This is a genomic window from Adlercreutzia equolifaciens (assembly GCF_029076695.1).
GTDB classification, from domain to species: Bacteria; Actinomycetota; Coriobacteriia; order Coriobacteriales; family Eggerthellaceae; genus Adlercreutzia; species Adlercreutzia equolifaciens_A.
In genome coordinates this window covers 1-319 of record NZ_JARFIK010000245.1, presented here as the reverse complement: position 1 = coordinate 319, position 319 = coordinate 1, and the positions used below count along the sequence as shown (strand labels likewise).

Here is a 319-nt window from a genome sequence, read left to right as displayed (position 1 = left end):
CGATTCCCACGGGGCAATGGTCGGAGCCCTCCACGTCATCGTAGATGCTGGCAGCGCGCACGGCGTCGGCCAGCGCGTCGCTGACCAGGACGTAGTCGATGCGCCATCCCGCATTGGTGGCGCGGGCGCGGTAGCGGTAGCTCCACCAGGTGTAGCGCCCCTCTTCGGTGGGGTGCAGCAGGCGGAAGGTGTCGGTACAGCCGGCGTCCAGCAGTTCGTTCAGCTTGCCGCGCTCTTCGTCGGAAAAGCCCGAGGCGCCGCGGTTGGGCCCCGGGTTCTTCAGATCGATATCCTCGTGGGCCACGTTGAAATCGCCGCA

At 67.1% G+C, this 319-nt stretch carries 1 protein-coding gene; it reads right to left on the bottom strand.

Annotated features, from left to right (window positions below; all coding sequences use genetic code 11):
• The coding region (locus tag PZH32_RS12245) for an exodeoxyribonuclease III (RefSeq protein WP_275208527.1) at positions 1-319 on the bottom strand (319 nt) is incomplete at both ends.